Source organism: Dyella humi (assembly GCF_044904605.1).
GTDB lineage: Bacteria > Pseudomonadota > Gammaproteobacteria > Xanthomonadales > Rhodanobacteraceae > Dyella_B > Dyella_B humi.
Window position 1 is genome coordinate 636,007 of sequence record NZ_JADIKI010000023.1, and the last position, 26,833, is coordinate 662,839.

General features: G+C 57.9%; 14 protein-coding genes and 1 pseudogene. 5 read left to right on the top strand and 10 right to left on the bottom strand.

The window, feature by feature from the left end:
- Nucleotides 1–613: 613 nt before the first annotated feature.
- From ISP18_RS14260 to ISP18_RS14285, 7 genes and pseudogenes are all read right to left on the bottom strand, one after another.
- Nucleotides 614–2,992: an RHS repeat-associated core domain-containing protein gene (locus ISP18_RS14260; protein WP_380013149.1), complete on the bottom strand. Its 2,379-nt coding sequence runs from the start codon at nucleotides 2,990–2,992 to the stop codon at nucleotides 614–616.
- Between the two features lie 13 nt (nucleotides 2,993–3,005).
- Nucleotides 3,006–5,123: a DUF6531 domain-containing protein gene (locus ISP18_RS14265; protein ID WP_380013152.1), complete on the bottom strand. Its 2,118-nt coding sequence runs from the start codon at nucleotides 5,121–5,123 to the stop codon at nucleotides 3,006–3,008.
- A 313-nt stretch (nucleotides 5,124–5,436) separates the two neighbouring features.
- Nucleotides 5,437–7,086, bottom strand: a complete 1,650-nt coding sequence (locus ISP18_RS14270) for a hypothetical protein (protein WP_449757888.1) — start codon at nucleotides 7,084–7,086, stop codon at nucleotides 5,437–5,439.
- 156 nt (nucleotides 7,087–7,242) lie between these two features.
- Nucleotides 7,243–7,803: pseudogene (locus ISP18_RS21555) on the bottom strand (DUF6531 domain-containing protein); the annotation flags it as partial.
- Between the two features lie 64 nt (nucleotides 7,804–7,867).
- Nucleotides 7,868–9,445, bottom strand: coding sequence for a hypothetical protein (locus ISP18_RS14275; RefSeq protein WP_380013158.1), 1,578 nt, complete (start codon nucleotides 9,443–9,445; stop codon nucleotides 7,868–7,870).
- Nucleotides 9,345–10,538 carry a DUF6531 domain-containing protein gene (locus tag ISP18_RS14280; RefSeq protein ID WP_380013161.1) on the bottom strand — a complete coding sequence of 398 codons (1,194 nt, stop codon included), beginning with the start codon at nucleotides 10,536–10,538 and terminating at the stop codon, nucleotides 9,345–9,347. The genes ISP18_RS14275 and ISP18_RS14280 overlap by 101 nt, the downstream gene beginning before the upstream one ends.
- A 355-nt stretch (nucleotides 10,539–10,893) precedes the next feature.
- Nucleotides 10,894–13,305: a DUF6531 domain-containing protein gene (locus tag ISP18_RS14285; protein ID WP_380013163.1), complete on the bottom strand. Its 2,412-nt coding sequence runs from the start codon at nucleotides 13,303–13,305 to the stop codon at nucleotides 10,894–10,896.
- 1,305 nt (nucleotides 13,306–14,610) lie between these two features.
- On the opposite strand from ISP18_RS14285, the gene ISP18_RS14290 reads away from it, so the two are divergent.
- On the top strand, nucleotides 14,611–15,693 hold the full coding sequence (locus ISP18_RS14290) for a hypothetical protein (protein ID WP_380013166.1): 1,083 nt from the start codon (nucleotides 14,611–14,613) through the stop codon (nucleotides 15,691–15,693).
- A 357-nt stretch (nucleotides 15,694–16,050) separates the two neighbouring features.
- Here ISP18_RS14290 and ISP18_RS14295 read toward each other — a convergent pair whose 3' ends face one another.
- The 3 genes from ISP18_RS14295 to ISP18_RS14305 all read right to left on the bottom strand — a co-directional run bounded on the left by ISP18_RS14295 (nucleotide 16,051) and on the right by ISP18_RS14305 (nucleotide 20,856).
- On the bottom strand, nucleotides 16,051–16,788 hold the full coding sequence (locus ISP18_RS14295) for a TSCPD domain-containing protein (protein ID WP_380013169.1): 738 nt from the start codon (nucleotides 16,786–16,788) through the stop codon (nucleotides 16,051–16,053).
- 222 nt (nucleotides 16,789–17,010) lie between these two features.
- A complete protein-coding gene (locus ISP18_RS14300; protein WP_380013172.1) occupies nucleotides 17,011–17,484 on the bottom strand; it encodes a hypothetical protein in 474 nt (157 codons plus the stop codon).
- Nucleotides 17,485–17,586: 102 nt separating this feature from the next.
- Entirely contained in the window at nucleotides 17,587–20,856 is a 3,270-nt protein-coding gene (locus ISP18_RS14305; RefSeq protein ID WP_380013175.1) for an LAGLIDADG family homing endonuclease, read from the bottom strand.
- A gap of 476 nt (nucleotides 20,857–21,332) precedes the next feature.
- Here ISP18_RS14305 and ISP18_RS14310 point away from each other — a divergent pair, with 476 nt between their 5' ends.
- The 4 genes from ISP18_RS14310 to ISP18_RS14325 all read left to right on the top strand — a co-directional run bounded on the left by ISP18_RS14310 (nucleotide 21,333) and on the right by ISP18_RS14325 (nucleotide 26,750).
- Nucleotides 21,333–22,706, top strand: a complete 1,374-nt coding sequence (locus tag ISP18_RS14310) for a DegQ family serine endoprotease (RefSeq protein WP_380013178.1) — start codon at nucleotides 21,333–21,335, stop codon at nucleotides 22,704–22,706.
- Between the two features lie 258 nt (nucleotides 22,707–22,964).
- Nucleotides 22,965–24,362 carry a LysM peptidoglycan-binding domain-containing protein gene (locus tag ISP18_RS14315; RefSeq protein ID WP_380013181.1) on the top strand — a complete coding sequence of 466 codons (1,398 nt, stop codon included), beginning with the start codon at nucleotides 22,965–22,967 and terminating at the stop codon, nucleotides 24,360–24,362.
- A 94-nt stretch (nucleotides 24,363–24,456) separates the two neighbouring features.
- Nucleotides 24,457–25,149, top strand: coding sequence for an HAD family hydrolase (locus ISP18_RS14320; protein ID WP_380013184.1), 693 nt, complete (start codon nucleotides 24,457–24,459; stop codon nucleotides 25,147–25,149).
- Nucleotides 25,150–25,373: 224 nt separating this feature from the next.
- On the top strand, nucleotides 25,374–26,750 hold the full coding sequence (locus ISP18_RS14325; RefSeq protein ID WP_380013187.1) for a leucyl aminopeptidase family protein: 1,377 nt from the start codon (nucleotides 25,374–25,376) through the stop codon (nucleotides 26,748–26,750).
- Nucleotides 26,751–26,833: the final 83 nt, after the last annotated feature.

Consider the following 26,833-nt stretch of genomic DNA (forward strand, 5'->3'; position numbering starts at 1 on the left):
ATAAGTTGGTTGTCACGCTGATTAATTCGATGGGTGGTGGCACCACCAGGTTCGGATCGGCAATACCAGCGGCTCAGGTCTTCGCTATCAATGAGCTGCTGCTGCTCCAGGTGCGCTTTCAGCAGCACAATGATTGGATCAGCGATGAGGTAGTTGCCTTCAACCCTTACTCGGTCGCAGATCTAGCAAACTAGTGGCATGAAGGGCATTAGGTGACGCCCTCGCCCGAGTCCTTACCTAACCTCCAAATCAGCCAAAACACCATTCCGGCCAGACCGCATGCGCCCCCCTGCACTAGTCCTGACTGAAGGGGCGACGGGTAGTGTGGGATTCGGTACATATAACCCACCAAAGCTCCCACAACAAATCCGACCGCCGTAATGGTCCACCAATGCATTAATTTCCATCTTCTAAACAAGAAATAGGTGGGTGTTCCAAGAGCAAGCATGAAGACGCAAGCATTGACGTATACGATGGCCGCTATTGCTAGGTATGTCCCAAAATATTGCGCCGTCGGTGGATTGATTGCACACAAAACTATCACCGGCACGAGTGGCGCAACAATAAATCCCAAGATCACGGCAGTCGATCGCTTCACATTCATAATGGCATCCTATGGTTTGCAGCCGCACTTCTGCTTCGCGTTGGCGATAATTTGATTCATTTGGTTACCCCAAACAAGCTCGTTGCCAACATAGTTGCCAAGCGTCATGGCCGGATTTGGACCAGCCGACCCCATATCACCTTGAATCGGAGCTTCGCCCTCACCGTAGGTGTGCGCGACACCGTCCGTAACCGTTCGGGCGACATACCCGGGTCCGAATACGCTGCTTGGTCCAGTGATGTTCACAACTACAGGCGCGCCCGTATTTAGATCGGTTGTGAGGTAAGACGTTACTGGATTAATCGGCGCGATAAGAGGGACTGCCGCGTTGTTGGGTGTGCCACCTGGCGTAGCGGGTTGCGGATTCCCAGCTGGTGGCGTTGGGTTGTTGATTAGGCCCTGCATCACAGAATCTGGATCAGCGCATCCAATTGAACGCGTAACGTCGTACTCGTGATACCAATAGTCGTGACCGTCGTTCGGGCCAAGTAGCGCAGGGAAATTTGCCGGTGCGGGAAGCGTAAATGCAGGGCCTCCACCTGGGTACACGCAAGTAACACGCCCGGCGGATACCGCGCATTCAAGACCAAAAGAATCAGTCGCATTCAACGGGCTACCGCCGACGTAGGCATATGAACTTGGCCCGCCGTTCCAGCCGCTCGGATCGCTCTCGATGTACCGTCCTGTTGCAGGGTCGTAATCTCGGAAGACGTTGTAGCTGAGCCCCGTCTCCGAGTCGAAGTACTGCCCCGGGAATCTCAGGTTGTATGTGTAACCGTTGGTAGTCGGTGATTGCTCACCCCACGTATTCCCTTGATATCCCCAAGCCCAGACCGTGTTGCCACTTCCGTCAGCGATGGCCCGCGGAGTTCCTAGCTGATCGGCAGTAACGTAAGCAATCGACGCGGAGCTTCCCTGCATGTCGATGTTGGCTACCGGTATGTCATCGAGATAAACATACTCCCGATTGCTGGAGCCGTATTCGCTGATAAGCTGAGTGTTCGGTCCATAGTTATAGCGTTCAGTCACGCCGCTGATCGTTTTCGCTGTGCGCTGGCCATAGGCATTGTACGTGTAGGCTGCAATCGTGCTCTGGTTGAGCTGCGTTAGCACCATTCGGTTGCGTGCGTTGTAGCCAAACCCGTAAGTGTTTCCAGCTTGACTGATTGCTGTGGTGTTGCCACCGGCATCTATCGTCAGCGCCGCGTTGCCTGTGGCAACGAGCTGATGGGTATTGCTCTTGTAACCGTAGGTTCCGGTAGCCAGACCACTACCAATCTTGCTTAGGCGATCGCCCGTCTGGTTGTACGTGACGCTCTCCAGCGTGCTGCCATCTGCCTCCGTGATAGCCGTAAGGCGATACAGCGGATCATAGCTATACGTTTCGGCGGCAGGGTTCGCGCCAGCACTATTGCCGATGGCCGTGATATCACCCATGGCATCGCGGGCCACATGCAGCGTAAACGCTGGACTGGTGAGATCGGTCAGGCGGTAGTTAGCGTCATACGTCCGCGTGACCGCCTGGCCATTGCCTAATGTGTAGCCGCTAACCGGTCCGAAAGGCAGATAGCTGACATTGCTCACCAGAGTGGTGGTTCCACCGCTCGTGCTCGCAGTGACCCCACTGATGCGGCCATTCGCGTCATAGCTGTAGTTCACCTGATTGCCGCTGGGATACGTAATGTTGAGAATCTTGCCGCCAGGACTGTGTGTATAGGTTGTCACGTCCGTGTGGCCACCGACCGCCTGGCTTACCTGAGTTACGTAGCCTTGGGCGTTGTAACAAAAGGTGGTACTAACGGCATTTTCGACGACACGGGTCAGGTGACCGATCGGATAGGAGCTCGTGCAGCCTGTAACGCTGTTGGCTTCGTCGTAGGTGTAGGCGACGTTCTGGGTACTATCAGCATAGCTAGCACTTAGCCGACGATCTTCGGCGTCGTAGGTATACGTCACGGCGTTACCGTTAGCATCGATCCCGGTGAGTACGTTACCGGCAGCATCGTAGCTCCGAGCCGTCACACCGGTATCCGGACTGGTGAGGCTGGTGGGATCGGACAACCCATCGTATTGATAGGTGGTATTAAGACCACTGGGGTCGGTCACCTGCGTGATGCGATTCAATGCATCGTAGGTATAGGTGGTCTTGGTATTGGCTGTCTGTGCCATCGCTGGAGAGATACAGGACGCGATGGCCACCGCAAGCGCCAATCCGGCGATCGCTGCCATGCTCTCTTTCGTCGTGCGGACATCGACTGCACCGTGGTTACACCTAACACCCTTCATATCCATCGCTCCTTTTCCGTTCTCTGTTCGTTGGTCGATTGGCTTAGCCTCGTCCGCCCGTTGTGTCACCAAAGAAAGCTTCAAAGTTTGTGTGTGATTCATGGCTTCGCCCCTGTCAGTTCGAGCCGCTGTAGTTGTCGAGCGTCTGTACCAGGCGATTGAGCGCGTCGTAGCCCAATTGCCGTTGGATGCCTAACCCGTCCGTACTCTGCACCAGGTTACCGTTTGCGTCGTAATCGCCATTCGCGCTGGCGTTGAACACCGTGTGGCTCAGACCATCCGTCACTTGGGTCAATTGCCCCAGGGGGTTGAAGGTACGACTCAGGCTCTTATGCAAGGTGCCCGTGGTGTCGTACACCTGTTCGGTTGTCTTATCGCCCGCTGCATCCAGGGTGTACTGGACATAGTTGCCTTGCGCATCGGCGATCTTTACTAGGCGATGCGCAGCGTCGTAGCCGTAGGTGGTCGTTACCCCGTCTGGATCGGTGACCGAGGACACCGCCCCATACGGCATGTAACTGATAGTGGTTTGTCCCCCACCCACCGTGCGTGTCGCCAGCCAGCCGCGCAGGGTGTACGTCAGATCGGTGTTGACGCCGCTGGCATCGGTCAGGCGAGTGATACGGCCATCAGCGTCGTACGAAGCAATGGTGGTGACGTGTCCTGATGGATCGGTAACGGTGTGCAGATCACCGGCTTGGTAACAGGCCGAACCCGGTGTGCCGCAGCTCGTCGCACTGCTGCTCAGGTAGTAGCTGTAGCTGGTGGTTTGGGTGGTGTCAGTGCGCGGCCCCGTTCCCGTCAGCAGTAAACCGACGATGGGACATTGAACACCATCTACCGCCGTGCAGTAGGCGTAGGTCCAGCGGCGGACGCCCGCGGGCACCGTACCCGAACTATTGCAGCTGTAGCCTGATGAGGCACTGTTGGTCGGATCGATTTCGCAACGAGCTAACGTTTGACCGGCGCTGTTGTAGACCCACTGGGTGCTACTGATCGTATTACCGGAGGCATCTAGCACAATTCGCATCAGCGGAACACGCAGTATGGTGTTCCAAGTGAAATTGGTTGTGCGTTGACCGGTCGAACCCGATGCGTCGATTCGCTGATCGAGCAGTCCATTGACGTCATAGGTTGTCTTCGTCACATTGCCTTTCCAGTCCGTCGTTGAGGCTGGATATCCATTCGCATCAAATGTTGCGGCGGCATTAGGCTGACCGCATTGTACCCCACACGGCGCACTCACTGAGCTGATGTGCATAGAACCATTCGGAGTTACGAAACTTAATGTTGATTGCGCGCCAGTCGGATAGGTTACAGACGTCGTTCCATTCGTGTTGTAAGTAAGTTGGGTCTTATCGATACTGGAGGCCAACATCGACATCGTTGCTTGACCACTGCTGTTGTACCCAATACTGGTGAAGCGCGTATTCGATTCGTCGATATCGCCTGTCAACGCATTGGGGAGATTGGCACCTCCGGTTAGCGAGCTTTCGTCGTAGACATACTGGCGCAATGTTTTATCTGGATAGGTGACCGAGACAAGATTCCCGCTTGAGCTATAGGCATAATCGAGAACACCGCCGTCGGGTTCGGTGACAGTACTCACTTCCGAATTAGTGTTGTAAGCAAAGCTTAGTACCCGACCTTTGGGATCGGTCACCGTAAGCAGCAAACCTACAATAGGCGCAACATTTGCAGGTGTTGAAGCCGTGCTATAGGTCAGCGTAGTTACCTGCCCATCGGGATCAATGATGGATATCAGCCTTCCATTCTGATCAAAGGCTTCCTGGTCGCGTGTAGAAGCATCGAAATGCAGCCAGCCCGTAAGATTGCCTGACGCATCGGTCTGTTCCGTCAGCCGATCAGCGACATCCGGATCGGTAACCCATTGGCCAGAGTTCAAGGTGAAAGCAATCTGACGCCCATCAGACCTAAAAACAGTTACAGCTGACGTGTTGCTACCTGCCAGATATTCGACACTGCGATCGAAACTATGCCGCCAATGCGTACCAATGTGAGTGGAAGATACCGATGAATGACTGTTGTAATAGCGATGAAAACTCAGATCGCCAAGCGATGCATCTTCGTCGTCCCTGTATTCGTTACCCGTAGCTATATCGATGGGATCACCAGCACAATTGCACGGTTTCCCAAGATTTCTCCCTGGATTATAGGGATAGGACGTTGCATACACCCACGTACCGCCGCCGCAGGTGCCGTGATATTGCATTATTGCGACCTGTCCATTCCCATAAGTCGTATCGTACGGGCTGACAACTAACACGCTGTAACTGCAACCAGGAAAAGCCCAATAATATTGGGCTTGGTAATCAGCCCACACCATAGATATTATAGTTTGGACATCGTTCGCCCTATTGTTGTACGAAGTGTCGCTATACGGCGGCCCATAGAAGGTGGTCGGCGTCGACGCCCAAGTCATCGTTCCGCAAAAGAAAAGAACGAATGTTGCCGCCACTCTCAACAGAACAGTTGTAGTGAAGGTACGTGACAGAATTTGCAAATAACTCATAGCCGCGCCCTAGTCAGTTTGTGCCGTTGTAGTTGTCCAGGGTTTGCACCAAGCGGTTCAGGGCGTCGTAGCTCTGCTGACGTTGGATACCAAGGCCATCGGCGCTTTGCACCACATTGCCGTTGGCGTCGTAGCTGCCGCTTGTGCTGGCATCGAACACGGTGTGGCTGAGACCATCCATCACCTTGGTGAGCTGGCCTAGCGTGTTGAAGGTACGGCTCAGGCTCTTGTGCAAGGTGCCGGTCGAGTCATAGACCTGCTCAGCGGTTTTGTTGCCGGCGTTATCCAGGGTGTATTGGAGGTAGTTGCCTTGGGCGTCGGTGATCTTCACCAAGCGGTGCGCGGTGTCGTAGCCGTAGGTGGTGGTGACGCTGTCCGGGTCGGTGACGGTTTGCACGACGCCATAAGCGGCGTAGGTGAATTTGGTGGTGGCACCGCCCACGTTGCGCGAGGCGAGCCAGCCGCGCGGGGTGTAGGTCATATCCGTGTTGATGCCATTGGCATCGGTCAGGCGGGTAACGCGGCCATCGGCATCGTAGGAGGCGATGGTGGTGACGTGGCCGGCCGGATCAGTGACGGTGTGTAGGTCACCGGCCTGGTAACAGGAGGCACCAGGCGTGCCGCAGCTCGTCGCACTACTGCTTAGGTAATAGCCGTAGGTGGTGGTCTGGGTGGTATCGGTGCGCGGACCGGTGGCCGTGAGCATCAAGCCCACGATCGGGCACTGCGTGGTGTCGACGGCTGCGCAGTAGGTGTAGGTCCAACGACGTACGCCAGCGGGTACAGTGTCGTTATTGGAGCAGCTATAACCAGATGCGGCTGAGTTGGAGGGATCAATTTCGCAACGGGCTAACGGCTGACCTATATTGTTATAGAGCCATTGCGTGATGCTAACGGTGCTGCCGGAACCACCCAGGACAACACGCGTCAGCGGAACACGCAATGTGGTGTTCCATGTGAGGTTGGTGGTGCGCTGACTCGTCGAGCCCGACGCGTCGATCCGTTGGTCGAGCAGACCATTGGCGTCGTAAGTGGTCTTGGTGACATTGCCGTTCCAATCCGTCGCCGACGCTGGATAGCTGTTTGCGTCATAAGTTCCCGAAGCATTCGACTGGCCACACTGGACACCACACTGGGTACTCGCTGTGCTTGGGCGCACAAGGCCATTCAGCGTCACAAAACTTAATGTGGTTTGCACCCCTGTTGCGTAGGAAATTGAAGCGGTTCCATCCGTGTTGTAAGCAACCTGCGTTTTGTCGATGCTGGATGGCAACGCCGACATGATGGCCTGTCCTTGGGTGCTATAGCCGATGCTGGTGAAACGCGTATTCGTTTCATCGATGTCGCCAGTCAGCGCGTTCGGCAAGCTGGCGCCATTCGTCAATGAACTCTCGTTGTAAACATACTGACGCGATGATTTGTCTGGATAGGTAACTGAGGTTAGGTTCCCACTTGCGTCGTAGCCGTAAGCAAGCACACCCCCATCCGGCTCAGTGACAGTAGCCAGTTTTGAACTACTGTTATAGGCGACGCTTAGTATGCGTCCCCGAGGATCAGTGACCGCGATCAACAACCCAGCCGTTGGCGCGATATTGGCGGGTGTCGAGGCAGTGCTGTAAGTCAGCGTGGTCGTCAGTCCGTCCGTATCAGTGATCGAAAGCAAATTGCCATTCTGATCATAGTTCTCTTGATAACGGGTCGCCGCATCGAAATAGGTCCATCCTGTTAGTGCTCCAGCGGTATTCGTCTGTTCAGTCAGTCGATCATCGATACCTGTGTCTGCAATCCATTGCCCCGAATTCAGCGTAAAGGTTACCTGGCGCCCGTCCGCACGAAGCGCTACAGCCGTAGTAAGCGTACTTCCAGGCTTATATTCAATAGTACGATCAAAGCTATGACGCCAATTGGATCCAATGTTGGTCGACGCCACAGCGGACTGGCTATTGTAATAACGATGAAAGCTCAAGTCGCCCAATGACGCATCTTCATCGTCACGAAATTCATTGCCAGTCCCAGTATTAATCGGGTCTCCGGCAATACAGTGGCATTGTTCTCCCAGGTTTTCCCCGGCGTTGATTGGATATCCCGTTGCATATACGTCAACTTGACCGGTGCAGACACCTGTAAACCCCAAGTTATAGACGAGACCGCCCTCATGGAATGGATTGTTATTGGGATCCAGGTACTCTCCTTGTAGCGTGCACTGCGGCCAGCTGGCCTTAGTTTTGCTGATCAAGATATTGATCGTTTGCTGCTCACTGCCAGTCGAAATGCCGAAGTAGGGGTTGTAGTACGGCGGGCCCCAATAGGTTGTCGCGCTCGCACTGGTCGAGGCAGCCAGTAGGCCGAGAATCCACATTATGCGCCGCAAAAAGTCCATTCGGGTTTACTCTGAGTGATCTATACACGGAGCTTTCGCCCACAACATTCGGGCATCAACTCAGCTAATTCGTGCCGTTGTAGTTGTCGAGTGTCTGCACCAGGCGGTTCAAGGCGTCGTAGCCCGACTGGCGCTGGACGCCCAAGCCATCAGCGCTTTGCACCAGGTTGCCGTTGGCGTCGTAATTGCCGCTCGCGCTGGCGTCGAACACCGTGTGATTGAGCCCATCCATCACTTTTGTGAGCTGACCGAGCGTATTGAAGGTGCGGGCCAGGCTCTTATGCAGCGTGCCGCTAGTGTCATAGACCTGCTCAGCGGTTTTGTTGCCGGCGGCATCCAGGGTGTATTGGATGTAGTTGCTCTGCGCGTCGGTGATCTTTATCAGGCGGTGGGCAACGTCGTAGCCGTACGTGGTCGTTACCCCATCCGGATCGGTAACCGTTTGCACGGAACCGTAAGGCGTATAGGTGAAAGATGTAGTGGCACCACCCGCGGTACGCGAAGCGAGCCAGCCGCGCGGGGTGTAGGTCATATCCGTGTTGACACCGTTGGCGTCGGTGATACGGGTGGGACGGCCATCGGCGTCGTAGGAAGCGACGGTGGTGACGTGGCCCATAGCATCGGTGACCTGATACAGATCGCCGGCCTGGTAGCAGGCCGCACCAGGTGTACCGCAATTCACCGCGCTGCTTGCCATGTAATAGCTGTGGCTGGTGGTTTGCGTGAGTTCGGTGCGTGGGCCGGTGGCGGTCAACACCAAACCTACAAGCGGACAGCCCGTGCCGACAGTGGTGCAGTAGGTGTAGGTCCAGCGGCGCACGCCAGCGGGAACTGTTCCTGTATTCGAGCAGTTGTAACCTGTCGCCGCACTATTGGTCGGATCGATCAGGCAACGCGCCAGTACCGACCCGGCAGTGCTGTACACCCAATCTTCGCGCCCCACCAAGTTGCTGTTGATGTCCAGCGTGCGCCGTTCGGTAGGAAGGCGTAGCGTTTCATTCCAATCGGTCTGCACCGTGCGTTGTGACGACGTGCCTGCACCCTCGATGCGCTGGGTTTCCAGGCCCGCCCCGTCCGCGCTGTAGCTATGGTTGGTGACCACGCCGTTGAAGTCCGTTTCGCTAAGCAAGTTGCCATTACTGTCGAAGTTTGTGCTTTGCGGGCCGCAACTGCGATCGCAATTGCCGGAGACACTGACCAGCTTCGAGGTCCCTTGCACGATGCTGAAGTTGTAGTTGCGCGTTTGTGTCTGACTCGCGGAAAGCGTGTAGGTGACCGTTACTGCACCGCCGCCGTTGTAGGTCAGCGCGGTCTGGTTGGCATTGTTGCCGTTATAGCCCTGCGTGACGAGGTTGTTGCTGTCGTAGGTGAACCACGAATAGCGTGCTTCTGTACCCCCTGCCGGCACGTAGCCTTCGCCGGTGATCAGATTGGGGTTATTGGCGTTTTCGTAGTGGTAGACGATGGCCGAACCATCGGGGTTGGCCACCTGGGTCAGGAGAGGGCTAGAGGAGGAGGTGTTATAGGTATAGGTCCAGGTGTTACCTGCACGGTCCTTCACGCTGTACACAGTACCGGTGTATGTAGCGCCGCTGGGGGACGTGTAATTGAACGTCAGGCTGCGTCCCCAATCGTCCGTCACGATCGCCAGCTCGTTTTGCGAATCGTAGGGAGAATGTGAGTGCCCGACCGCCCAAATGAACGATCTGGGTAAGGTTGCCGTCGCTGTTGTAGGTTTCGGTGTCGCCCGTGTCTTCGTCGAAATAGGTCCAGCCGCTGATGCTGCCGTTGCCTTGGATCTCGGTGAGTGTGCTGTGCACATCTGGATCAGAAGACCAAGCGCCAGTGCTGGCGTTTTGGCTGAAGTAGAGAATCTGGCCGTTGGGACGCTCGACGTACGCACCGGTCATCGAGGCACTGGCAACATAGCGCACGCGACGGCTGTAGTTGGTACGCCAACCATAACCAAAACCTTCAGCCGGGGCGCCTTGCACACCCACGATGACATGGGCTTGCGAATTGTAGTTGCGCTGAAGGCTCGGGCCACCTGTGCCGTCGATATCATCGACGTTCTCCCACATGAAGCCCTCGGCGATATCTACCGGATCGGGGGTGGAAGGTCGGCACTTATTACAGCCCGGCTTGCGGCTCTTGTCCGGTTTCAGAGCCGTCGTCGTGATATAGCAAGCGTTTATCGTAGAGATGAACCCAACGCTGTAACCCGTCGGGCAAGTAACCACGCGCGATGCGATATCGCTGAATGCTATGGGTTGCGTCTCGGGAGGATAGTAAATAGGACCTGTGTAGTTTAAAACCCATGTTCCGTCGTTTGCCCAGTTGATGCCGTAGTAGACCCCCATCTCTGCGCACACCTCCCAATCGGACATCGGAGAGCCGGCATACATGAAGGAGCCACCGTTTGCGCAGCTGTTATCCGGCGGCGACATGGCGAGGAGGGAGTTGAATTCATCGATGGGAGAAAACGATGTGACGCTATATGAAGGGCTGTAGGCTTGGACAAGGAGCGCATTCACGGCAGCCATCATCGATCCAACCGATGGAAACCACTTATAGGCGAAATAGCTGCCATTCGTGAAACGCCACGGCCCGGTAATCGGCGCAACGCAGCGAATGTTGGCATCGCTGCAGCTTTGCGCTTGGACACCTGTAGCAAGTGTGATGAGTAAGAATGCTGCGATCAACAGCGGTGTAGTACGACCGGACGTCCTCGTCATTGCTACACCATGCATGCGTGCCCGATGACGAGAAGCATTGTGTGTCATGTGCAAGCTCATCAGAGACATAAGGATTGATAAGAGGTGAGCTACCAAGGATCCCGCAATGCGGAGGGGTATGTTCGCCAAGAACATCCTACGCGGATGCAGACGAATCATGGGCAGCAATGACATTTTTATCGTCGAACTCACTTGATCACGCCCCTTCAAATTCTGCTATCCACGTGACTCTTTTATTGATGACGAGATTCGTGCGCGATAGACACTCATCCAATCCCCTTTCAGTCCCTTTCGAACTTCACTTCTGTCGCGCCCTAGCGACCACTAAACTTGCGCATCGAACAAGCGCTTACACCTAGTTCGTGCCGTTGTAGTTGTCGAGCGTTTGCACCAGGCGATTGAGCGCGTCGTAGCCCAATTGCCGTTGGATGCCTAGCCCGTCCGTGCTCTGCACCAAGTTCCCGTTCACGTCGTAACTGCCGCTCGCGCTGGCGTTGAACACCGTGTGATTCAACCCATCCACCACCGTGGCCAACTGACCCAACGGGTTGAAGGTGCGGCTCAGGCTCTTATGCACCATGCCACTGGCGTCGTACGTTTGTTCAGCGGTCTTATCGCCCGCTGCATCCAGCGCGTATTGCACGTAGTTGCCTTGCGCATCGGTGATCCTCACCAGGCGGTGCGCGGCGTCGTAACCGTAGATGGTGGTAACACCATCCGAATCGGTAAACGAAGAAACGGCACCGTAAGGCGTGTAGCCGATCACCGTTTGCGCACCACCGACCGTGCGACTCGCTAACCAACCCCGTGGGGTGTAGGTGAGATCGGTGTTGATGCCGTTGGCATCGATCAGGCGCGTGACGCGACCGTCAGCGTCGTAGGAGGCGATGGTGGTGACGTGCCCCGCCGCATCGGTGATCGTATGCAAGTCGCCGGGCTGGTAGCAGGCGGCGCCGGGCGTGCCGCAGTTCACCGCGCTGGCCGCCATGTAATAGCTGTAGGCGGTGGTCTGAGTGAAATCGCTGCGTGGACCAGTAGCGGTCAACATCAGGCCTAGGATCGGGCATCGCACGGTGTCAATGGCGGTGCAGTAGGTGTTGGTGCTGCGGCGCACGCCGGCGGGCACTGCACCGGTGTTGCTGCAGCTATAGCCCGATGCGGCCGAATTGGTGGGATCGATATCGCAACGGGCAAGCGTCTGACCGGCGCTGTTGTAGACCCATTGCGTGCTGCCTACCGGGTTGCCGCTGGTATTGAGAACGGTGCTTTGCAGGGGTTGCCGGATGGCTTCGTTCCAACTCGTCTGGATAGTTCGCTGTGCGGTGGTACCTACAGCTTCCACCCTCTGGGTTTCCAAACCACTACCATCTGTCGCGTACGTGTAGTTAGTGACGTTTCCCAACGGATCGGTCATCTGTGTTTGATTACCGTTGGCGTCATAGGCGTATGACGTCGTCGCGGTTGTGCAGCCGCTACAGGAACTAGCCACGCTAGAAACGAAAGATCGACTGTTTATGGTGGTCCAATTGAACGTGTGCGTTGCATTGAGTGGCGTTGTGAACGTGCTCGTTGTTGGAGAGCCAGCAGGGAAGCTCGAGACGAACGTATTGACGCCACCCGCATTGGATGTTTGGTAGGGCTGATTGATGCCTTGGTAGGAGAATGTGGCAAAACGTACGCCAGCCTCGTCCACAATCCCTGTCATCAGATTGGGATAGTTGCCTCCTGCATACGCGGTCTCGTTGTAGACGTACTGGAATACCTTGCCATCAGGGTAAGTGACGGTCGCCAGATTCAGATTCGCATCCTGTTGATAGGCGACCGTCGATCCATCCGGGAGCCCCAACGATGCGAGCGAACCCGAACTCGCGTAGGTTAAATTCAACACGCGCCCAGCCGGCGACGTGATGGATGCCAATACCAAATCAGTCGTGCCTGTTGCGAGGCCCGGTACGCTGGTGTAGCTAAATGTCGTTACCTTGCCAGTCGCATCGGTGACACTCAAAAGACTGCCCTGGGTCGAATACCGTTCGATAACGCGGTTAGAGGCATCAAAATACTGCCATCCAGAGACGTCTCCAGAGCTATCGTAGAGTTCGGTCAGTTGATCGTGAACGTCGGTATCAGACGTCCACGTTTGCGGGCCACCGTTGTTGTAGCTCGATGTGAAGACGAACTGGCGACCGTCATCTCGAATGACGTTTACAAGAAGCAGGCTCTGCGAAGACTGACCTCCCCCGCCTGACAAAATGTAACTGGGCAGTGAGGCTTGAGTCAGGTCCAAGTATCGCGAGTAACTGTACGTCCACTTCGAACCGAGATGCCATCCCCGTGTTTGGGCGGATAACGAGTTGTAATAGCGCTTGAAGATGACGTCACCATCCATGACGGCATCCGTCACTTCCTCGAAGCGATTACCGGTGGAGACGTCGATGGGATCAGCACACGAACAATCCGGTTTTCCTAGGTTCTTGGGCGGAACAAACCCACTCTGTGGCGTACTCAGCCATGTGAATACCTGATTGAAACCACAGCACAAAGGAAAGGCCCAACTCATTTGGCCGTTGCCGGACCAACCTGTTTGGCCGGGAGGAGCAATCTGCCAAGTGGAATACGTTGTTGCATTGACAGCGCGACATTCGAAATAGCCTTGATTGCCGTTCCAAAAATTGGTCCAGTACGCTGCAAAGGCCACACAAGCTCCATGGGCGTCGGCTTGGGAATAAAACCCTTCGCCGATCGTTGGATAACCGAAGTCGTCGGCCATACTCAACCTGGGCAGTACGAGTGCTGAGAGGCAAATAGCCATCACAGCAACCATAAAGGCGCGCAACAACGACTTCCTAATTACGGACCGGCTCGCAACCGATCGAAGGATGTTGGTGGAAGGTTCGTCGTTTTGGCACGCAGGACTTAGCCTCGCCCATAAAGCGTTGCTTGAGCGATTCACGTGATCCCCGTGTGGGGCTAGTCCCGATGGAGCCGTAGACCAGCCGTCCACTACGGACAGAAGGGTGTTGCGATAGCCATCCATGCGTTGTCCCCTGTTCCCCTTAAAGGCGCCACCTCAGCAATAAAGGGATGGCGCGTGCTGGAATATCGAAAATCCCTACGCGAATAGCGGCGTAACACATCGATGACGTACACGTCGCTTTCACAGTGGACGTAAGGTTGCACACGATTTCGTGATGACTTTGTGACGGCTCTGGCTGTTCAGTTGTAAGGTCTTTCTCTTTTGTGATGTAGGCCAATTCCTACGCCAACCTTCGAGACTGGGCGCGTAGCCCACTGTCTTGTATGTCGCCTAGGCATCGATTTGAGATCCCAACCAAAGGCTGCGGCAGCTTCTCCTCGTAACAGTTCGGCAAACACCATTCCATTGGCGAGCATCGGAAACGCCCATTGGGTAGCTATGCCACGTTACGTAGGGGCGGAGGTTCTAGATAGGTTAAAGCAACCAGCCCTTCCATCTCTGGCGGACATGGTCGATCAACCAGAACAAGGCACCTCGATTGGCAGCACTGAGTTGACCTTGACCTTTCTTGCGAAGCGGATCCGGGCGCCTTCACGGAACTTTCGCAAACACTTTGCTACGTCTTCACGACAGGATCAGGGGTCCTCTCAAAGCATTTGACACAACGCCGGCTACCAGACGGCGGAGTGGCGTTAGCGCTCGGCTACGGATGTGTGATTCATTAATCACGGGAGGTGTGCGATGCGATCTGTGCTGGCTTTGTTCGCAGTCATTGCTGTGTTGCGCGGGCGGGCGTCGACCAATCGCCCTTACAAATTCGGTTTCACAGTATTGGTATGCGCTTTGGTAGTCGGTGGGTGCGCGGAGACCGCTGTAAAGAACTCTCCCCTACAGGGAACTTACAATCTCCCGGTGCAGACTCCCTTCACGCCACCCCCACCAGCAACATCTACATCGGAGTCAGGAGTAACCGAGCAAGGACCAGCCAACAAACAGAAGACGGGCAACACAGCACGAATTAATGTGACGCCTTTTAGCTCGGTTGATATCCCTACAGGAACAAGTAGTTCGGGAGCGTACGCAGGGACATATACACGTTTGATCATCACTAGTACGGACGGTTCAAACTCGTCTCAACCTAATGAAGAGTCCATTAAGTACCAGTATCAGGACCGTGGTGCGTGGTCTCGTTTCTTCAGCCCGAAGCACACCTCTATCAATTTCAGCGTCAAGGTTTTCGACGGTCCCTTTATCGCAACCATTCCGTTGATGACCGTTGATCACGTTAGCAATACTAGCGATGGCGAAGGATTTCAGCGCGTTGTAACGCACCAGGTGGAAACCTACCCGCTATTCCTAATCAAAGAGGACGGCAGTAACAGTAAGTTTTCATCTCAATTTGTTTTGAAGGGTGCGACTCAATATCAGGGCCCGGTCTCGGGTGCGATATCGGCTGCGCAAACCGCGATAAAGTTGGTGGCTCCGCATAGTGCAGTGCTGACGACCTTAACGGAGCAAACCGTTAAAGATGCCTCCTCTGCGCTGGACAGCGTATTGGCCAGACTGCTATCGACTAGCATAGATGAAGAGCATTCGGTTGATGAAGATGTCGGTTTGCTTGCTCCGGGAAAAAAGGGGATCACTGTCACCCTTCAAATTCCTACTCCCGAACACGAGGGAGAGTGGGACGCACCATCGGGTGTGGTGGGGTCGTGGACCCTTCGGTTCGCCGCGCCCAGGCCGTCGGTTTTCTCGGATGTAGAAATTTGCATGCCATCGAACAACGCTCCCAATCAGGCGAGTTCCGCTAACCAACAACCGCTTCGCTCGTGCCAGAAAAGCTTTGACGACGCCGCAACCTTCGCAAGGACACAGGCAGAGAAATCGCCAGCGGCAATACTCCAGTTCCAGCTAATCAGCAACGCTGAAAACATGGGATCCGTTTCCAGCTTCCTGAAACAACAGGCTTGGTACGGAACCTCGCAGAAAGTGTTGTTAGCGGCTAAGCCAAAGCCCGAAGACGTCGCTAGCTTCTGTGAATCCATTAAACAAGCAATGATCGGTATTGGATTAAATGACGTAGATGCTGGCATTGTGTCGCACGCCATGGAACACGAAACCTGGGCCACAGATGCGCTACGAACAGAAATGGAAAAGCAGACGAAAGCTTGCGGAGCCTAGACAGCTAATACCACGTCCGCCCGCCTAGGTTGCTCACACCGAAGGAGGTTGTCGATATGACTGATGTAACAGCTAGCACATTCGCGGACCCCGCCGATGTCGCCGCGTACAGCTTCACAAATTTGGGTTGCCGATCACTAGGCTTAGAGCGACCTATGGCGAAGACCAGCCCTTACGTGCAGGCGAAGAAATCGTCAGTACTTGCCACTGTTTTAGTCGAACCAAAAATTAAGCCTGCCCCTTTTGGGACAGGCTTAATTGGCCTGGAAGATTTAGTTCAACTTTATGACCCTATTTAGTTCAACGTTATGGGGGCACTAGTTCAACTTTATGGGTGTTCCTACAGCAACGCGATGCTCAACCACACTTGCTATACCCACAATTCAAACAAGTCTGACACCCATCCATCAACACCAACGCTTTGGTATTGCACTTCGCACACAACGTAGCCCCGGGCGGGAAGCCGGCTGAGTCGTTGGTGCCGGCATCGGTGGGGCTTAGCTCAGTTTTTTTTTGAGCAGTCTTTTCGTAGGCGGCGCGTTTTTCGGCGATCAGGGCGCGCTGGGCGTCGCTCATTTCAGGGTCGTGGATGAGGCCGATGTTCTTCATGTGCTGTTCGATCACCGCGCCGATCTCGGCGACGATGCTGGGCATGTAGATGCCGCCGGCTTTGAAGTAGCCGCCGCGGGGGTCGAACACGGCCTTGAGTTCTTCGACGATGAAGGTGACGTCGCCGCCTTTGCGGAACACGGCGGAGAGGATGCGGGTGAGCGCGACGATCCACTGGAAGTGATCCATGTTCTTCGAGTTGATGAAGATCTCGAAGGGGCGGCGCTGTTCGTAGGCGGTGCCGGCGTTGAGCACGATGTCGTTGATGGTGACGTACAGGGCGTGCTCGAACAGCGGGGATTTGATCTTGAAGGTGGAGCCGATCAGCGTCTCGGGACGCTCCAGGCTCTCGTGCATCTGGATGACTTCCGCCATCGGCGGTTCTTTGGGCTGCTCGGCAGCGGATTGCTGCGCGGCGAGCGCGGCTTTGTCTTCGGGTTTGACGACCTCGTAGCCCTTGATCTTCTTTTCGATCTTGATCGTCATGTTTGGTGGTTCCTGTATGTGTGGTGGCGCCTGGTGGAGTGAGTGGATTCGCTAGCGGCTTTTTCAAGCGCTGTGGCGAGGTTGGTCCCCTCACCCCAACCCTCTCCCCGGAGGGGAGAGGGAGAGAATTCTTTGGCCCCTCGCTATCGATGAACGATGGAGAGGCAGGTCCTTCTAAAAAGAAATCCGGCCCGACTCGCGCCGGGCCGGATTGCACATGACTTACTTCTTGCGGGCGGCCTTCTTGGCGGTTTTCTTGGTCGCCTTACGACCGGCCTTCTTGCTGGCAGTGGACCTCTTCACCGCTTTTTTGGCGGCTTTCTTGCTAGCGGCCTTTTTGGCCGTCTTCTTACCTGCGGCCTTGCGGGCCGTCTTTTTGCTGCTGACCTTCTTTGCAGCTTTGCGGCCGGCTTTCTTGGCGGCCTTCTTGCTGGCTTTCTTTGCAGCGCCTTTCTTGGCTGCCTTCTTGGCTACACCCTTCTTCGCGGCTTTCTTGGCTGCGCCCTTCTTGGCGGCCTTCTTCACTGCTTTCTTCGCAGCCTTCTTGGCGGGTGCGGCTTTCTTGGCGGCTGCTTTCTTGGCTGCTTTCTTGCGACGAGCCTTCTTCGGCGCTGCAGGAGCGGGCTCTTCGGCTACCGGAGCGGCCGGTGTGAGCAGATCGTCATTGTGCACTTCGAACTCGGTATCGATAGACATGCGGGTATTCCCCTCCGGACGTTTGTTATGGAACCTTCATCAGGCTTGCTTACGGTGTGTGTGCGGAAACGTAGCGCGATTTCGCGTTGCGTGCCACTACTACTAAAACTTTCCGTAATAGCCTTCCTTCAAAGCATCGAACAAATTGGCGGCGGTGTGCATCTCTCCGTCGTACTCCACTTCTTCGTTGCCTTTCAGTTCCACAACACTACCGTCCTCTAATTCGAAGCGGTAGAGGGTGTTTTCCAGATCGGCTTCTTTTACCAGCACGCCCTGGAATGCAGCGGGGTTGAAGCGGAACGTGGTGCATCCCTTGAGGCCCTGTTTATAGGCGTAGAAGTAGATGTCTTTGAAGTCTTCGTAAGGGTAATCGGTGGGTACGTTTGCGGTCTTGGAGATGGACGAATCCACCCAAAGCTGGGACGCGGCCTGGATGTCCACGTGCTCCTTGGGGCTGATGTCGTCGGCCGAAACGAAGTAGTCGGGCAGCTTGGCCTTGGGGTCGTCGCTGAACGGCATCGCCTCGGCGTTGATCAGCGCGCGGTAGGCGAGCAGCTCGTAACTGAACACCTCTACCTTCTCTTTGCTCTTGCGGCCCTCGCGGATCACGTTGCGCGAATAGTGATGAGCGAAGCTGGGCTCGATGCCATTGCTGGCGTTGTTGGCCAGTGACAGGGAGATGGTGCCGGTGGGGGCGATGGAGCTGTGGTGCGTAAAGCGCGCACCCACTTCGGCCAGCTCCTTGACGAGGTTGGGTGCCACTTCGGCAACGCGCTGCATATAGCGGCTGTACTTGGCGTGCAGCACGCGGCCGGGGATGAGATCGCCCACCTTGTAGCCGTCCTCGACCATCTCCGGACGCTTGCGCAGCATGTCGCCGGTAACGGTGTAGTTCTTGGTGAGCACAGGCGCAGGGCCTTTTTCCTTGGCGAGGTCGAGTGCGACCTCCCAGCCGGCCACGGCCATCTCGCGCGACACTTCTTCGGTGAAGGCCACGGCATCAGCGGCGCCGTAGCGCATCTTGAGCATGGTCAGCGTGCTGCCCAGGCCCAGGAAGCCCATGCCGTGACGGCGCTTGGAAAGGATTTCGTTGCGCTGCTGTTCCAGCGGCAGGCCGTTGATCTCCACCACGTTGTCGAGCATGCGGGTGAAGATCTTCACGACTTCGCGATATTCGTCCCAATCGAAACGAGCCTTGGGACCGAAGGCATCACGCACGAAGGTGGTGAGGTTGATGGAGCCGAGCAGGCAGGAGCCGTAGGGCGGAAGTGGTTGCTCGCCGCAATTGTGTGCGTGAAAGCCGTTTCCGTCGAAGGTGTTGATGCCGGGAACCTGTACGTCGTAGACGTCTTCTACACCGTCGGCATCGAGGGTCGCCACCGTGGCGACAAAGCGCTCGCGATTCAGAGTGCGCCGATAACCGGCCAAGAGCGACTTCAGGCGCCCTGCCTTGTTGCTATCGGCAAAGCCGACCAGCTCATCGAAGCGCGATAGGGATTCACCGGCAATGACGAGTTCGTGCTGAGCCTGCGTTGCATAGGCGCGCATACCGCCGTTGCCGTCAGGGAGCATGCTGCTGCCCGCGACGCGACGATCACGATAGATGCGGGAAGGGATACCCAAGCGGAGCAACATGCGCTGCACCGCTTCCAGGCGCGCCATATCCGATTGCGCCAAGCGCACGGACACGCCCTTTGTCTGACTGCCCTGCACGGAACCGTCGGCATCGAAGAAGCCGCGCAGGAAGCCCCGATAGGCATCGCTGGACGCCTTTTCAAGCGCAGGCGTAATGGCCTTGTCGCCTTGCGCCATGCCCAGCTCGAAAGCCAGGTCACGCAGCGCGGCAGACTTCAGGCGCCATTCGCCACGGCCCTGCACCTCGGACCAGCCATTGAAATCGGCGCGATGTGGCAGCGTCTGCGCGCAGCGCAATGCTTCGCCCATAAGGGCATGCGCACCGCTGCTACCGACTGCGTTAACGGCCGCTGCCTGCGTCCATACCGAGAGGACGGCCGCCTCCTGCTTAAGCGTGCCGTCACCCACCAGCAGGCCGAGCAGATAGCCCTGCTCTTCGGTCAGCGCACCACTCCAGCTTGCGTTGGCACGATGGTCATTCAGCAGCACGCGATCGCCTGTACGCAGCTCGCCGGCCTCACACCATTCTGTTTCCACATTCCAACGAGTGAGACGCGATACGCGGCGCACGCGGTGGTCAGCGGTCAGTCGCAGCCGATAGCCCTCTTCCGTTTGCAGCGTTAGCACCGGCTTGGTAGCCGTGCGGAAGAAACCCTCGGCGCCCGTTCCATGATCTTTGCCGTCCACACGAGCCATAAAGCCACGGCCCAGCAAATCACTGACCTGGCGCGGACCCTCGCCGGTTTGCACCCAGGTATCCGCTGTCACACACGGGTTGGTAGCGCGGATATGCTCGCACCACCAGTTGTTGTTCATCTCGTTAACTTTGTCGATAAGGATGAAACCAGGCTCCGCGAAATCGTACGTAGAGACCATGATCATGTCCCACAGGTGCCGCGCACGGATGTGGCCGTAGATCTTGCAAGCGACCAGGCCGTCCTCGCGTTCGACATAGTTCTCGTGTGTGGGCCATTCACGCCACACGACCTTGCTCGGGTCGTTGAGATCGATGTCGCCCTGCTCTTTGACGTGCACCGGGAAGACCATCGGCCAATCCTGATCGTGCTCGACGGCCTGCATGAAGCCATCGGTGATCAGCAGCGAGAGATTGAACTGGCGCAGGCGGCCGTTCTCGCGCTTGGCGCGGATGAATTCTTTGACGTCGGGATGGCTGACATCGAATGTGCCCATCTGCGCACCGCGGCGACCGCCGGCCGACGAGACGGTGAAGCACATCTTGTCGTAGATATCCATGAACGACAGCGGGCCGCTGGTGTATGCGCCAGCACCCGACACGTATGCGCCGCGCGGGCGCAACGTACTAAATTCGTAGCCGATACCGCACCCGGCTTTCAGCGTAAGCCCTGCCTCATGCACCTTCTGCAGGATGTCGTCCATCGAATCGCGGATGGTGCCGGACACAGTGCAGTTGATGGTGGAGGTGGCGGGCTTGTGTTCCAGCGCGCCGGCGTTGGAGGTAATGCGGCCGGCAGGAATCGCACCGCGGCGCAGCGCCCACAGGAAACGCTCGAACCAGTGTTCGCGAAGCTCCGGTGTGGCTTCCACGTCGGACAGAGCGCGCGCGACACGCTTCCAGGTGTCGTCGATGGCAGCATCCACCGGCTCGCCGGTCTTGGTGCGCAGGCGGTACTTCTTGTCCCAGATGTCCAGCGACGCGGGTTGCAGCGGAATGGCAGCGGCATCGCGATTGGTGTTTGTTGCACGCAAGGTGCTCATCGGCTTCCTGACCTCCTGGCATGGCCTCACGGCCCCGTTGGTTTCTTATAGGTAGAAGTGTTGTGGCGTCAGTGACGGAAAAAAGCCCTGTCGTACCCGGTTCACGCCCGCGCGTGAAAATCGGGTTCGGCGTTTTTTCGCGAACAGCGGCAGCCCCTCCTGACGTTATTCATCCAGCCCCAGCACTTGGGTGGCGGACCGAACCCCGCACACAAGATGTTGTGGTTGCGACTGGGCGAACGTTACCCCCGCCACCGATGGATGTAAAGAGCTGACTGCATCACGACGAGCAATGCGCTGAAAATATTCCTCCGGCGTACTGATTTGTGACAGGGAGGCAAACTGACACGCGGCCTCAAGGATGCCTCGCTGCGAATCAAGCACTTGTATTCGTACCAAAGGCACGGTGCATGCTTGGGAACCGTCCGCGCCATGTCGAGTCGAACAAGCAGTTTTTTCTTGACCAAGGAGACTTCATGCATCCGCGTTTTCTCCGCAGTTTTACTGCCCTTCTCGCCGCGGCTTCATTCGCCGTTCTACCGCTGCGCACGCAAGCCGGATTGCCACCGGCCGTCAACGGCCAACCGCTGCCTTCGCTGGCGCCGATGCTGGAAAAGGTGACGCCGGCGGTGGTGAACATTTCAACCAAGACGCGCGTACGGGTGAGCAATCCGTTCTTCGACGATCCAGTGTTCCGACAGTTCTTCGGGCTGCAAGGCTCGCCGCGCGAACAGGTGGAACAGAGCCTGGGTTCGGGCGTGATCGTGGATGCCGCGAAGGGTTATGTGCTCACTAACAATCACGTGGTGGGCGGCGCCGACGACATCACGGTGACGCTGCAAGATGGGCGCAATGTCAAAGGCACTTTGGTGGGTACCGATCCGGCCACCGACGTGGCGGTGGTGAAGATCACTGCCGACAAGCTGCAGGCATTGCCGATTGCCGATTCTTCCACGCTGCGCGTAGGCGATTTCGTGGTGGCGGTGGGCGATCCGTTCGGACTGGGCCAGACGGTGACGTCGGGCATTGTCTCCGCGTTGGGTCGCTCGGGCCTGGGTGGGTCGAGCTTCCAGAACTTCATCCAAACCGATGCGTCGATCAATCCCGGCAATTCGGGCGGCGCGCTGGTGAACCTGCGCGGTGAACTGGTGGGCATCAACACGATGATTCTCTCGCCGTCGGGCGGCAACGTCGGCATTGGTTTTGCCATTCCTACCAAGATCGCCAGCGAGGTGATGGATCAGCTGATCGCGCACGGCAAGGTCAATCGCGGCAGCTTGGGCGCGCAGACGCAGGACATCACGCCGAACATCGCACGCATGCTGGGCCTGAAGAGCAACGAAGGCGCGGTGGTGACGCGCGTGCTGCCGGGCTCGGCGGCCGATCACGCGGGGTTGGAAGTGGGCGACGTGATCACCGCGGTGAACGGCCAGGCGCTGCAGAATTCGGACCAGCTCAACAATGCGCTGGGCTTGATGCCGCCCAACAGCACGGTGAACCTGACCGCGCTGCGCAACAACACGCCGCGCAAGCTCACCGCGCAGCTCACGCCGCAGAAGCTCGCCACCTTGGACGGCACCCGACTCGATCCACGCCTCACCGGCGTGACCTTCAGCGAGTTGAGCGATGAACAGGCCAGCCAGGGCATGGCGGGCGTCGCGGTGGCGACGGTAAATCCAAGCAGCCGCGCCGCGCAGGCGGGGCTCTCTGCCGGCGAGGTGATCGTCGGCATCGGCAACCGACGCATCACCAGCTTGCGCGATCTGCAGGGCCTGGTCGCCATGCGTCCGCGTCAGCTGGTGCTGCTGGTGGCCACCGATGAGGGCCTGAATTACGTGGTGGTGCAGTAAATTGACGGTGCTCCCTACTCTGCGCGCAGGGGTAGGGAGCACAGCAACGATGACTCAAAGCCAAACGGAAAACGCGACACCTATTTCCTATCCAGCTCAACTATTGGATGCAACTCCATGAACGTACTCGATGTTCATGGACATAATTGCTTGATGTTTTGGTCCGGGACCGCTGAAATACGGTAACCCGTCACTACGTTCGTGTGTCGTCGACGGCACACTCGCATCATTTCCCTCTTTAGCAGGTCGCGCCTTTTTATGCCCGTACGCATCACCCGTCTGCTTTCCGTCGCCCTGACCAGCGCCGCTCTTTCCACTGCCGTGCTTGCCGCGGCTACGCAGTCGCTCACCTGGCGCGGCGACGTGGTCACCGCCAACAGCGTGGTCAAGGGCGTGGCCAAGGCCTGGCAGTCGTCCGGCCACGGCGCGCTTCAAATCCAGCCGTTCAACACCGCTTCGGGTTTGGATGCGGTGTCCGGCGGTTCGGCTGACATCGCCGGCAGCGCGCGTCCCAGTTCCGGTAGCTCGGTCGATAGCGGCCTTACCTTTACGCCGGTGGCGTGGGACGGCCTGGTGCTGGTCACCAGCCCGGCCAATCCGGTGAGCAGCCTCACGCTGCAGCAGGTGCACGACATCTATTTCGGCAAGATCACCAACTGGAAGGAAGTCGGCGGCAGCGACGCGCCGATCGATGTGTTCGCGGTAGCCAGCCCCGGCGACGGTGTGGAATACAGCTTGCGCAAGCTGTTGTTCGGCCGCGGCAGCCAGCCAGTGGCCGCACCGCGCTTGTATGTAAACACCACGCAGCTTGAGCAGTCGGTGATGCTCGATCCGCGCGGTTTCGGCGTGACCACGCTGTCGAGCGTGGCGGGCAATTCGAAGATCAAGATGCTGCGCATCGATGGCACGGCGGCGAGCGCGGGCACGGTCGCCAGTGGCGCGTATCCGTTGTTTGTACCGCTATATCTGGTAACCAATCCATCCAGCCCGAACGCGGCGGCGGCGAAGGAATTCGTGGATTTCACGCTGAGCGCGAAGGGCGAAGCAGCATTGCGCGCGCACTCGCTGGTGCCCTATCAGGCAGGCAGCGCGCTAATTGCGATGGATGATTCGCGCCGCAGCCGCATTCTGGCCCAGGTCGGTGCGCGCGCCAGCGCCGAGCCCTCGCAGATTGCTGCCGCACCGGCGGCTCGTCCGGCGCCGGCTGCCATTGCTGCCGCGGCGGCACGCCCGGCAACGCCCGCCACGCCGTCGCTGAACAAGGTCACCGGTGCCGTGGTAACCACCGCGCCGCAGCCGAGCAGTCTGAAGGGCGTCCGCGGCGATGCGTTCACCGAACTGGCCGCCGCCGGCCGCGGTAGCAGCTTCGCCAAAGTCACCAGCGATGCGTACGTGAGCGTAAGCAAGGTACCCGTCAGCAAGACCACTGCGAAAATCGGCAGCAAGGCCGCAAGCGTCGAGAGCAAGGTCGAAGCCAAGAAGAAGGTGGCCAGCGTCGAGCAGAAGCCGGCGCGCACTTATCGGGTTGGCGCTGGCGAAACGCTGTACTCCATCGCGCGCAAGCACGGCGTGGACGTGGCGCAGATCCGCACCTGGAATCACCTGAAGGACAACACTGTGCGCACCGGCCAGACGCTGCGCATTCAGTCGCGCTGACGTCGAGAAGTGAGTGGAGAGGAGTGAGGAGTAAGTAAGAGCAAAGACGTACGCGGCACTTCTCTCACTCCTCACTTCTGATCACTCGCTCGCCATGCAAATCCTCGCCATCACGATCGATCTGGACGACACCCTGTGGCCGGTCATGCCGGCCCTGGAGCGGGCGGATCGCGATCTGAACAACTACCTGCGGCTGCACTACCCGCAGGTAGCGAAGACCTGGCCCATTCCAGCGCTGCGTGAATTGCGCGCACAGGTGGCCGCCGAGCGCATCGACTTGGCGCATGACTTCACCGCGCAGCGCTACCTCACCATGCAACGTGCGTTCGATGCCTGCGGCATCAGCGAAGCACCGTTGGATGCGCTATTTGAAGTCTTCGCCGCCGCACGCAACAGCGTGGAACTCTACCCCGATGCGCTGCCCGCGCTCGAACGCCTGCGCGCCGCATGGCCGGTCGCCAGCCTCACCAACGGCAACGCCGACCTGGAACGCATCGGCCTGCATCTGCACTTCGCGCACCGCATCAGCTCACGCGATGTCGGCGCAGCCAAGCCCGATGCGCGTATCTTCCTCGCCGCCGCCGAGAAGCTTGGCATTGCGCCCGAGAACATCCTGCACGTGGGCGACGATCCCGAGCTGGACGTGGTCGGTGCTCGCGACGCGGGGTTGCGCACGGCGTGGATCAATCGTGCGGGGCACCCGTGGCCGGGCACGCTGGGGGCGGCGCCGGATTTGGATTTGCGGGATCTGGCGGCGCTGGTGGAGTGGCTCGAGCGGCCCATCTAGCACTCCCCTCTCCCTTCGGGAGAGGGGCCGGGGGTGAGGGTGCGAGCGAAGCGCGATGTCGGCTTCTTGTACAAGTCTTCACCATCACGCGCTGATCGTACCCTCACCCCAACCCCTCTCCCAAAGGGAGAGGGGGAAGCGGATGGTTTTGAAGCCCCAAGCAAAAACGCGCATCATCTTCCGCCAATCCTCATCACCCGCGCATGCCATGCGCAAGGAACCGCATGCCCGCCCTTATCGCCCAACGCTCCAACCGTCGCGCTCCTACGCCCGTTGAAGCCACCGACCCCGTGCATCTCGCCACCACGCGCAAGCGCTTGAACGCCGCACAGCGCAGCTGGCTGGATGAGAATGGCTTCGACGCAAAACCCGGCAGCGTGTGCCTGGTGCCGGATACGAACGGCAAGCTGGCGCGTGTACTGGTCGGCGTGGAACGGCAGGATCCCCTCGCCGCTTTGGCAGCCCTACCGCTGATGCTGCCTACCGGCGAATACAGTTTAGCTGCGGAAAGCGTGCCGCTGGACGCGGAACTCGCCGCACTCGGCTGGGCGCTGGGCGCGTATCAGTTCACTCGTTACCGCAATGCCAAGCGTCCGGGTTCGCCGCTGGTGGTCAGCGCGGAAACGCTAGCTGCGCTGACGCCGCAAATCGAAGCCACCTACTTCGTGCGCGACCTGGTCAACTTACCGACCGAAGACTTGGGGCCCAAGCAGCTCGCCGACCAGATCAAGGCGCTCGGCAAGACGTACAAAGCGAAGGTGCGCGAGTGGGTGGGTGACGAACTGCTGGAAGACAATTTCCCCACTATCCACGCCGTCGGGCGCGCCAGCCATCGTCCGCCGCGTTTGGTCGAATTGAGCTGGGGCAAGGCCAGCGATCCGAAAGTAGTGCTGGTCGGTAAGGGCGTGTGCTTCGACACCGGCGGCCTGGATCTGAAATCCTCCGATGGCATGCGCTGGATGAAGAAGGACATGGGCGGCGCCTCGCACGCGATCGCGCTGGCCGGATTGGTGATGGAAGCGAAACTGCCTGTGCGGCTCACGCTGCTGGTGCCGGCGGTGGAGAACGCGGTGGCCGGCAACGCGATGCGGCCGGGCGATGTGGTGGTCACGCGCGCCGGCCACAGCGTGGAGATCGACAACACTGACGCCGAAGGCCGCCTGATTCTGTGCGATGCACTGGCCTACGCGGCCGAGCAGAAGCCAGAGTTGATCATCGACTTCGCCACACTTACTGGCGCGGCGCGTGTGGCACTTGGCCCCGATCTGCCGGCGCTGTTCGCCAACGACGATGCGCTCGCCGAAGCCGCTCTAGCTTGCGGCAATGCCGTCGCCGATCCGCTGTGGCGGTTGCCGCTGTGGCGTCCGTACCGCAAGTTGTTGGAGTCTTATCTCGCCGATTTCGCCAATGCGGGCGCATCCCGCCATGCCGGCGCGATCACCGCGGCGCTGTTTATGGAGCGCTTCATTCCGGAAGGCATGCCATGGCTGCATCTGGATACCTATGCATGGAACGACGCTGATCGTCCCGGCCGTCCGCGCGGCGGCGAGGCGATGGGGTTGCGGGCGATGTATGCGTTGTTGAGCAAGCGGTACGGCTGAACATTGCCGTAAATTATCTACATGACACCTCGAATAACTCCCTCCCCTGCTTGCAGGGGAGGGTTGGGGTGGGGTGAGTACTT